This window comes from uncultured Coprobacter sp. (assembly GCF_947855755.1).
Taxonomy (GTDB): Bacteria; Bacteroidota; Bacteroidia; order Bacteroidales; family Coprobacteraceae; genus Coprobacter.
In genome coordinates, this window is record NZ_CANUAR010000040.1 from 1 (window position 1) to 10,801 (window position 10,801).

General features: G+C 35.9%; 9 protein-coding genes. All 9 read right to left on the bottom strand.

Going from position 1 to position 10,801, the window contains the following annotated elements; translation table 11 throughout:
- Positions 1-141: 141 nt before the first annotated feature.
- On the bottom strand, positions 142-561 hold the full coding sequence (locus Q0093_RS14170; RefSeq protein WP_297931752.1) for a very short patch repair endonuclease: 420 nt from the start codon (positions 559-561) through the stop codon (positions 142-144).
- A 10-nt stretch (positions 562-571) separates the two neighbouring features.
- Complete coding sequence (locus Q0093_RS14175) at positions 572-811, bottom strand: hypothetical protein (RefSeq protein WP_297931754.1); 240 nt, start codon at positions 809-811, stop codon at positions 572-574.
- Between the two features lies 1 nt (position 812).
- A complete protein-coding gene (locus Q0093_RS14180; protein ID WP_297931756.1) occupies positions 813-2,396 on the bottom strand; it encodes a DNA cytosine methyltransferase in 1,584 nt (527 codons plus the stop codon).
- A gap of 2 nt (positions 2,397-2,398) precedes the next feature.
- Entirely contained in the window at positions 2,399-4,474 is a 2,076-nt protein-coding gene (locus Q0093_RS14185; RefSeq protein ID WP_297931758.1) for an AIPR family protein, read from the bottom strand.
- 3 nt (positions 4,475-4,477) lie between these two features.
- Positions 4,478-5,437, bottom strand: a complete 960-nt coding sequence (locus Q0093_RS14190; protein ID WP_297931761.1) for a PD-(D/E)XK motif protein — start codon at positions 5,435-5,437, stop codon at positions 4,478-4,480.
- A complete protein-coding gene (locus Q0093_RS14195; RefSeq protein ID WP_297931764.1) occupies positions 5,394-8,177 on the bottom strand; it encodes a Z1 domain-containing protein in 2,784 nt (927 codons plus the stop codon). Before Q0093_RS14195 ends, Q0093_RS14190 begins: the two co-directional genes overlap by 44 nt.
- Positions 8,174-9,637, bottom strand: coding sequence for an ATP-binding protein (locus Q0093_RS14200; protein ID WP_297931766.1), 1,464 nt, complete (start codon positions 9,635-9,637; stop codon positions 8,174-8,176). Before Q0093_RS14200 ends, Q0093_RS14195 begins: the two co-directional genes overlap by 4 nt.
- A gap of 61 nt (positions 9,638-9,698) precedes the next feature.
- Positions 9,699-10,151, bottom strand: coding sequence for a thioredoxin-dependent thiol peroxidase (gene bcp / locus Q0093_RS14205; protein WP_297931769.1), 453 nt, complete (start codon positions 10,149-10,151; stop codon positions 9,699-9,701).
- Between the two features lie 99 nt (positions 10,152-10,250).
- A partial coding sequence (locus tag Q0093_RS14210; protein ID WP_297931772.1) for a hypothetical protein occupies positions 10,251-10,801 on the bottom strand: 551 nt, incomplete at its 5' end.

The window sequence follows — 10,801 nt, forward strand, 5'->3', positions numbered from 1 at the left end:
CGCCTTTTAACTATCTATTTTTTGGAATAGTTATTTTTATCTCACATCTCTTTGATATATGATTGACTACCGTACATTTTTTTCTATGTATCATACTCCAGGGACTTGACATCCTGAAATCATACTTTAAAATTTACCCGTTTAAAGGCCTGACTCTATCTCGTGTATGACTTCTTGCATTTTCAGTTCTCGATCCTCTTTACTTTTTAATTCACATTCCCAAATTATTATAACTTTCCAACCAGCTGACCGTAATTTCTGTATATTAATATTATCTCTTAATTTATTGTGTTGCAGCTTGGTAACCCAATATTCGACATTCGATGCTGGTAAAACAAAATTTTTACACTCATGCATATGCCAAAAACAACCATTAACAAAAATTATTGTTCTGTATTTTGGTAAAACAATATCAGGATGTCCCGGATATCTTTTATCGTTTTTTCTAAACCTAAAGCCATGTGAAAATAAATATTTTCGAACCAGTTCCTCGGGTTTTGTATCCTTATATTTAATTCGTGACATATTATAATGTCGTTGTTCTTGGGTATGATTATCCATAACGAATAAATTAAGTTATATTAAATTCTTTTTTTAGCAAAGCAATTAGACTCTCTGCATTTTTCTTATCTAGCTGAATTACTTGACTAACTTTTTCTGTAAAAACTCGTTCACAACTTCCATACATATCAATCTGAAGATATTTTTCATCATCTTTAATAAAAGTTGAATATGTAGCAGCAGCTTCTTCTTGGATACTATTTCTCGATTTCTCAATTTTCTCTATCGCCATAACATTTAATCTTGCCATATTATACTCCTATTATAATCTTTATTTGATGTGCGATCGCTCTTGCTAAAATAGGGGGGACAGCATTACCTATTTGCTGATATTGAGAATCCTTAGAGCCATAAAAAATATAGCTATCCGGAAATGTCTGCAACCGTGCAGCCTCTCTAATACTTATTGCTCTATCTTTAACTGGATGAATCCACATTGATTTTCTGACATTAACGACAGTCCCGCATGCTTCATCGTATGGCAACCGTAAATATATGGTATTCTGTGTACGAGACGGGTCAGAATAGGTATTCATCTTTAATTCAGGACTCAAACTATGAAAATTTTTACCTTGCGGAATATTCTTAAACCTTTCAAGAGCTACATCGCGTGTATCCGTATTTACATGATTATAAATATTGCTCTGCCCATCCTGCAATGCTTTTGTAAACTCATTGTTTGAAAATTCTCGCCTTTCGATAGGTGGATCAGCAACCGACTTGGAAGGTTCAATCTCCTCTAAATCAGCTATCGCATCACGTACTGTATGTTTTTTTCCTTCTGCTGATATGGGAAATAAAATCTTTGCATTCGGCTTATAATCATGCCTTACCCCAATCATAATAAATCTACGACGTTCCTGCGGTGCGCCATAATCATAAGCATTAAGTATTTTGTAATCTATTATATATTGACTCTTCAATCTCTTGGTAATGTAATCAAATACAGTATAAGTATTAATTTTTGCCGTTATTTTGCCATTAGATTCATTCTCTAATTCAAATATAACATCATTATCGTATAACTCAGTCATAAGACTAGTAGCACGAATAAATTCTATAAAAGTATTAATAGTGTATAAACTATCCGGCCCCAAGGACTGATTTCTGTATATATTGAGCAAGGTGTCAACATATCTCGAAACAATTTCTCCGATAGGATTATTATCTATCTTATTTCTATATGATTCTAAGTTAGAAATTATAATTCTTGAATACTTACTAAAATATTTAGAGATTTTTTCTGTTTTATTCTTATATCGATTAACTAATTTAATTAAATTAAACGTCTCATCATCAAGACTATATTTTTTTACACCTTCTTCTGAAGATAATAAGTTAATCATATCCATGCCGTCAGGATTATGATTCATAATGACATAATTCTCTGCCTTCATATCAACACCTATTTTGATAACATTATCATGGTCGATACGAGAGTCAAAAAATTTGTGTACCTCTGAGGCAAGCATTGCAACATTTTCCATTACAAAAGCCTTAGGCTTTAAGGCAAGAATAGCATCGGCATATCTTTTTACCAATGAATTATTCATACTGATAAACTTTGTCTTTTGCCTATTTGCATTAGAAAATCCCTGGCAGGGCGGCCCGCCAATAATCACATCTACCTTGCCAATTTTTTCTCCATATTCATAAAAATCGATTTCCCTGATATCTGTATCAACTTTAATAGTTTTATTGTCGTGATTTTTCATATATGTGGTAAGTGCATTTTTATTGTTTTCAATTACACCAATAATCTTAAAATCACCTTCTTGCTGGAACCCTAAGCTTAATCCGCCAGCTCCGGCAAATAAATCAATCACTGTGAACATATTTATTTTTTAAATCCTTCTGATTCCGCAATTTCTTTAATTTTTAAGCATAAACTTGCTTGCTTCTCTGTTGGAATCCAAGTTGGTATTTTAACGGCAACCTTTAATGCCTTTAGCATTTCAGGTGTACAAAGGTTTTTTTCTATAGCAAAATCATATATTGCCTGCCATACATCAGGGGATACTTGGCAAACATTTGTAATTGCTTCAATACCTGATACAAATTTTTGATCTTTTTTGGCTTCTTTAGCAGCAGTTTTCTGATCTGTATCTGATATTAGCAATTTTTCTATAGATTTGTCAAGCATTAGAGCGCATTGCTGAATTTGCTGCCAGCATCCATCACGCTTACACCACTGTGTAACGTTTATAGTAGGCCGCTTAGGATCTGTTATTTTTTCAAATACAAATTTTGTAATTTTTAACAATTCGCTGATAATGACATCAGGTACATCTTGACGATTCCATATTATCATTAAGTCCAAATCATATTTCGGAAACTGTTCTACAATTAATTTATGGAATAACGCTAAAGCATATGTAACAATATTAGCTCTATAGCCTTGTTCAAACCATTCTTGACGAGAAACAAGCCACTCAGTATATTTGAATAAAATCATTAATGCAACAGATTCTTTAAAATATTTCTCATTAAAAATCTCATCATTTTTATTCCACTGCTCATCTACGCTTTCAGCAAATTTTAAAAAGTTTGTTTGGGCGCCTTTACTTACTGCATGTGGTAAACCCTCCCATGTATTTCTGATTTTCGCAAGATCCGTTTTTGTAATAAGCTGTTTTTTTGGATGCTGAGTTACAAACTTTTCTTTTTGTGCTTTTGTCATGCGCATTTGCGCTTGCAACCATTGTCCTTTCGCTCTTTCATAAAACCATTTTGTTTCAAATTGAGCCCCTCCTTTAGAAGGAGCATATAACCGTCTGGATATCTGTTCCATTCTAACATGAAAAGGATGTGTAGAAAAGAAATCGACGTCGCTGACTTTATTTTGACTATTTGACGAGCGTGAAATATTTCTGACTAATTCTGTAGATTTTTCCGAATCCGCCTCAACAAGAGTCAGCTTCATTTGAACAAAAATAGAATCTAAAGAGGCTTTATCCTTACGTCTTGCATTCGATAATGAAGCTGTGGTCTGTCCCCCATTGATTATTTGAAAATCTTTGGCATATGTAATGAATTTGCCTTCATCTCTGTCTTCAACTTTTAAGTCAATTGCAGTGGCGGAAATACCATTATTATAGGCAAAGAAGTTTTGGGGCGATTTTAATATAGTTTCCCTTATTTTTTTATTTACAGCAACTTTAGTCGATAAAAAGCTTCTTACATTTCCTTCCAGAAGATGGCTGTCAAACTCATCATAAATATCTGCTAATGAATTTCCGGGAATTATACAAAGATAGCTTTTATAATTTTCACTATTTGCAACACTTGCTTCTAGACAAGGAATACCTACGCCATGTGTAAACTTTAAAAAATCGACTTCAATAGTATCGCTTTCCGTATTAGTAAAATTTTTATAAATACGTTCAATATCCCAAATTTGTCTATCAATTATTACATTGTCATAAGCGGTCGATTCAATATTATTTATTCGATCGCTCATAAAGCCATCCGTAAAAAGAAAAATTTTGTATTTTCTGATCTCGGATTTCTTAAAATTTAAAAGCTCAACTAAATCGGCCGCAGCTGAACTTATTTCAATATCTTTTACCAGTCTGCCACTGAGAGCCTCTTCCAAAAAAAATTGTACACGGTCAAAAAATTGAATTGCTGTAGTTTTTGTCAATGTATCTCGTTTGATATCCCCAGTATAATCTGCAATAATTAAATTCATCGTTTGATCAAACTCATCATAAACGTACCCGTCGACTCTAATTTTTCTATTATTTTTTCCTATGCCATTATAAAATGCATAAGAAAAATCCGGAAGATATTGCGCTTCCACTAAATAATTTGCTATAGTTTGAACAAAAGCAAAACTAGATCCGCCGCCTTCTGTTGCAGCGGTAGCTTTAACTTCTTCCAATAAATCCTTTCTAAACTCGTTTACATCCATAATCTATTTTCTCTGAATCCTATATTTTTCAATTGCAGCAAGTGAAAGTGAATACTTTACCGTTGTAACTTCAGGAGGAACATTGGCTCGTGATAAACGAGGGAAGGTAATAGCAACGTTATAAATTCTACTTTCCGAGATGCGGTATTTTGGTTCAAAATATCTTTCTATTTGATATTTTAAACATCCTTTTTGCGCTAACTTGCACCAAAATTTATCACGCATCTTTTGGGATTTTAACTTTGTGTCAATTTCACTTATAACCGAAGCTAATGAACAAGCCGCGGGATCATTAGGTGATGTTTTATCCATAAAATACACCACTAAACGCCCATTGTCTGTTCTTTCAAGCTGTTGTAAAGATGAAATCCCCACCTCATTTGCAGAAATTGTAGCAGTTTTTATTTCGAACCAGCAATCAGGAAAAATATAATCTTGATCAGCACCATCTGGGCCAAGCCAACCTAAAATAGATTTTTCTTCACCATATAATTCTATATATTGAGACAGGAAAAGAAGTTCCCCGATCAGTCCTTTGATTTCATTATTAGATAACAATGATACTGAGGCTTTCTGTAAAAGTTTCTGCCATTTCTTATATCTTTCAATTAAGGCATTTATAGCTCCGATTTCAAGATCAGAGTTATCCATTAAATCCCAACATAGCAACGTGAACATCTCGCTGAGTGGAGGATATTGCAATGAGAATTGTAAAGAATATATTCCTGAATCTGTATTAATACATTTTGCAGATATAGATTTAGAATTTGGGACATCATCAATTTTTCCGGTATTATAGACAACGAAACTTCGTTGTTTAAGATTGTTATAACCTATATGAAACGACAGCGTATGATCACCGGATACAAGAATATAGTTTTCATCAGTGTTAGTAATTTTGTTCCATCTCTCTTGTAACTCAGGAAACGATATCATCATCCTCATACTCCAAATCATCTTCATCAACATAATTTTTAAGCTCTGTAATGTTGACCATATAATTTGCCACTCTTGTTTCTTGCCCTTTAGGGAAACCAAGACCTAATGCAAAAATCGGCATAGGTAAAGATAAGTCACCTTCAGCAGAATTCTCTAAAAGATGAATTATCGCAAGGGGATTCCTTTCTTCAACGAGATACGTAGAATCATTGATTTTTTGTCCTGCCGCTTTTGCTTGATTGCGAAGTTTGGTTATTTCTTCTTTTTCAAGGCCGATTTTAGTACATCCGCCGGCTCCGATGCGCACGTGATGCCCCGAGACTTTCAGCATATCTTTTGCCGAAATATCTTTTTCAATAATTCTGCTTTCATGATAAGGGTTTATAGTTGTTCCGTCAGATAAGATAAGTTCAGAGCAACTTTCAGAACTTCCTTCCGGTATAGCAATATCCCAAAAAGGATATCTCGTATTAGTACCGATATAGTCTGCCAATGCTTTAGATTGGAAGTTTAAGTTCCATGGATGTGTAGTAAAATTTAAAACCAATTGTTGAACCATTTCTTTGGGAACATTTTTCCAAATAAATGCTTTTGTATCTGGATCATATTTGTATGGTACAGGCAACTCTTTTATAAAATCTCTGCAAAGTTTTTCATTTGCGTTTAATGCTTCCAAACTATATCTTAAACGCGGAGTTTCTATTAATCTTCCGGATACTGTAATTGGCTGTTTTATTGCCGTTGCAGAACGCATTTTTGTTCTTGCAGTAACCAAAAGCGCTCCCGGTGCCCTCCGGACTTTAAGTCCGAAATCTTCCGGCGTCATGCCTTGATTTTTCATGGCAATCAATTCGTCTTTAAGCTCGTTGATTGCATCTGTAATATAACCATACCAATCAATCGCGTCTTCGCCCATCCAAATTTTGAAAAGATCACTGTAATTAGGTCGATAACCAAACCATCTGCCCATCTGCAAAAGGGTATCATACATCATCGTATTTCTATAAAAATAGCTGACGCAAAGGCCTTCGAGAGTTAATCCTCTGGAAAGGCTGTTGCCACCTACGGCTATGACTCTAAGACCGATATCTTTATATTTAGTGTAGTCTAATGATTTAGCCCCTGTCTTTTGATTAACCGCGCGAACCTCAATTCTGCGAATAGAATTAAAAAGAAATTCTTTAACTAAAGTATCCCAGGACAATGTTGAGATTTCTTCTAAATGGTATTTCTGCCATGTTTCAAATAGCTTTTTAAATGAATTAAGTTGCATGATTTTTTCTATCGGTTTCTGTGCATAGTCTTCTATATCTCTGCACAGATCCGCGACGTACGTTTCAACAAAATCAGCAATAACAATATGCACGTCTGTGTACATACTGACATTAATGAGCATAGAGCGATGTTCTTTTGTGTCATTTCTATAATCAGTTATTGCATTTACTAAAATAAAATAATTTATTGCCTCGTATAAACTAGGCGGTAAATCGCTTAAGGAATCTGCTAAATCTTTTTTATGTTTAAAAACAAAAAAATCTTTTTGCTCTTCATTCATAATAGGGATAAGAGAGGAATTAAACTCCCCCTCAGTGCGTGATTTATCCCCATCAATATCCCAGTCGTCAGCATTGCCGTTTCCGAAAATTTTATCTGCTCCGATATATAAATCCGGAGAAGGCAAAACTGTAATAAAATGCCGAGGAAAGAGGTCTTTGGCATCGTTAAATTCTACGTCCGGATCAATAAATATATTTGCGAATGGAGTTGCCGTAATTCCCAAATAAGATGCTTGCTTAAAGCAATTTAAGATACTTCGGATTGCTTTGTTGATTGCAGTAGGGTCTTTCTCCTCCGAATTAGTATTTACAGAAGCATTATCAGCTTCATCGTCTATAAGCAGGAGAGGATATTCAATCAGCTTATCTTGAAAAGTACTTGTAAGCCAAGAAAGCAAATTATTTAAAACACTTTTATTTTTTTTGACAACAAAAAGAGCCACTCCTTTTAGATTATCAAGGCTTAATCTTAAGGCTTTTAATGTATTTTTATTGAAATCTGTTACGCTTGAAGTAAAACATGCAATAGGTTTATCAGCTTTTTCTTTGTTCGCAACTATTCTGCCGACACCGACAGGAACATTTTTCATAATGCTATCAGCTTTTTTATCGAGTATGAATTTGCTTTCATTGCCTACAAATTCTGCATCAAGTCGTTCCTGCGTTTGAATTCGCAAATTTTCCATCATACCGGCTAGAATAATTATTACTTTATAGTTAGCATCTGCTGCTTTGTTACAGATTGCCGTGTATGTAGAAGTTTTACCTGACTGAACATCTCCCAACAAAAGGCCTCTTCGCTGAAAAGGCTCTGTGCTGTTCGGATCGCCCAAATCATCCATAATTTCATTCGTTGTTTTGTGTAGCCGATCAATGATATTTCTGCTCCAATGCTTCTTATCACGCAGATATCTTTTATATCTTTCCCAATAGAATCCATCGTTTGTATGAGTAAAATACCAGGGTTTATGGTTTGAATCTGCCCCTCTTATGGTGATGGCTTCACCTATCTTATGGTAGATTTCTGCATTTAATTTTCGTTTAATTTGATTAAATTCTTCATCTGAAATTGGGTATATAGAAGCAAACAACTCTTTAATTTTAATTGCTTCGGCCTCAATATCATCAACAGAAGGGATGTCTTCCTTAAATTTGGTGTTTATTGCCGCATAAATTTGTCCATAAATCATTTCAGCGTTTTGAGTCATTGTATTTCCCCCTTTTTGATAGCTTTGTCAATTTCTTCAGCAAAATTGCAAAACGGTTCTATTGATTTTAATGTTTCCAGATAAGATTTTCGGTCAACATCTGGGATCGACGATAAAATGGATTTTAGTAAGTCGATTATATTTTTTGCATTCGCATCACTGTCGTTGGATATTTTTTCATCTTCCGTTAGGTCAATATACAACTGATTTAACGGCAATGAAAGTGCAATTTGTTTTAGAATGTTTGTCAAATATTTTTCCGATTGCGGGTATCGATTTATAAAATCGACCACCATCGGATGTTCATTATTTACTTCATAAAAAACGTTCCCGTCTCTGGTTATTTTTCTATTCCACACATGTACCATTTTATCTGAAATTTCTTTTTTGCCTCGAAATGTCCATGTGCGTCTGCTTCCTTCTGCAATTTTATTTATAATTGTCTTTAAGTTATTTCTTACCTCTTCTGGTGGAGTGGCAGTTGATTTTTTTATGTCTAATGTCCAAAGATCATCCAGCGAATTGGGAATATCTACTTGAACGCGAGATAACTTTGTCAAATCACCTTGCCTCATCAATCTAAACCATGTTCCCCAAATCAATAACCTTTTATTGCGATATACATAAAATCCTTGCAGTTTCCTTAGTCCGTCTTTGCCTCCCAGCTGAATCAATTCTGCTTTAGTAAGTTTTGATGTATGAGGTAAAATAAAAGGTTTTACCTTGACTTTTTTCCCTCTGACAACAATAATTTCTTCATCCATTAATTGGGTGCTTTTTTTAGTAAGAAACGGGTCGATTGGTTCAATGCTTAGATCATTCATTCTTATATTAAGTTTTATCAGACCGCTTTCTCCGCTGATATATCGATGAAAAACAAGAGATAAATGTTCTCGAATGATAGCCATTTTATCTCTGAACGCTTTTTCAATCTGAATTTCTCCTACGGCCAATCTATCTAAATTCTGCCAGATTACAAGGGTACCATGCTCTGCTTTTTTAATTTTTTCGTAATTAGGAAATTGCTCTAAAATTTTCTCATCAAGAAGAATCAGAGACCAGTCTTTGCTTTCGTTTGCAATATAATCTAAATTCCATTGACACCCGTTCGTTTTCCCATTCTGTTTGCTTATAACTGTAAGAATACGGCATTGAGACATTGATGCCATTTTTAAGCCAAGTCCATATCGGCCCAGATCATTCTCATCTCTTACCTCAAGTGAATTACGGCTACCGTATTTCATTGCATTAATAAGAGTATCTTTGTCCATTCCACAGCCGTTATCAAAGATAGAGATGTACGCTTCTCCAATAGGGAAAAAGTCAATATCTACACTGGAAGCCTTAGCGACTATACTGTTGTCAATAAGATCTGCTATTGCTGCTTCAATAGAATAACCTATCGCACGAGTAGACTCCATCAGCACAGGGGCATAGGGCGGAAGAGAAATTGTATTCATTTTACTCCTTTTTCTTTCAACAAAAGATATTAAAAGATATTTTAAAAACGAACCGCTTAAATCATAACAGCATCAACACCTCTGCCGCGTTAGTGTCCGGCTTAACTTTGGGCATAACTTTCAAAATTTTACCCTGCTCGTCAATGATAAAAGTTGTGCGGACAACACCCATGCTTGTCTTTCCGTACAGTTTTTTCTCCTGCCATACGCCGTACGCCTGAATTGCCTGTAATTCGGGATCGGAAAGCAAGACAAAAGGCAAATTATACTTTTCCGCAAATTTTTCGTGCGAAGAAACGCTGTCTTTGCTGATACCGATGACGACGGCGTTTTTCTTTTCAAATTCGCTGTAAGCGGCCGCAAAAGCACATGCCTGCCGCGTGCATCCGGGCGTATTGTCCTTCGGATAAAAGTATAAAACCACCTTTTTACCGCGAAAATCGGACAGCGAAACTATCTTTCCGTCTTTATCCGCGAGCGTAAACGCCGGTGCCTGCATTCCTTCCTGTAACATAAATTATCTCCTATACAATTTTCTTGCGTTGTGCTTTTTCTCTATTATACCAAACTTTGATCGCAAAAGCAATATTTCGCCAAAAAACGTGAAGTGTTTTCATGATTTCTTCTTTTCTTCATGCCTTACAGCATAGCGCTCGGCGAGGCGGGCGAGGAGGCGTTTGAGGGCTATACTTTCCTTTTCTAAGGCTGCAATTTCCCTGCGCAATGCAGCCTTTTGCGCGGCGTTCCGCATTCGTGCAGCGATGCGTTTGGCATAAGAAAGCGTTTTGCAAATGTGCCGCAGCTCGTACTTGCGCATGAGGATCTCTTCAAAATAAAAACTGTATGGAAGCCTGCGGCGATGCGCCAGCTCCTTGATCTCCTCCTCATAGCGGTGGAAGGCGTTGCCGGACGGTTCGGGAATAGTTACGGCGCGCCGCTCGACCTCCCGCAAGAGACGCAAACAGAGACGCTGTTCAACCTCATCAGCAAATTCCTGCCTCGCAAAAAATGCCTGTCCATAGGCAGAAAGCTGTGCCAATAGCTCCTCTTTTGTCTCCGACCCTCCCATCATCAGATACCGCACCGTATAGCGCAGCAGTTCGCCCGGTGTAAAGAACCACTTGTACAAAAGCGCCAGAAGTTCCCCCTGCGCGCGCAGAAAGA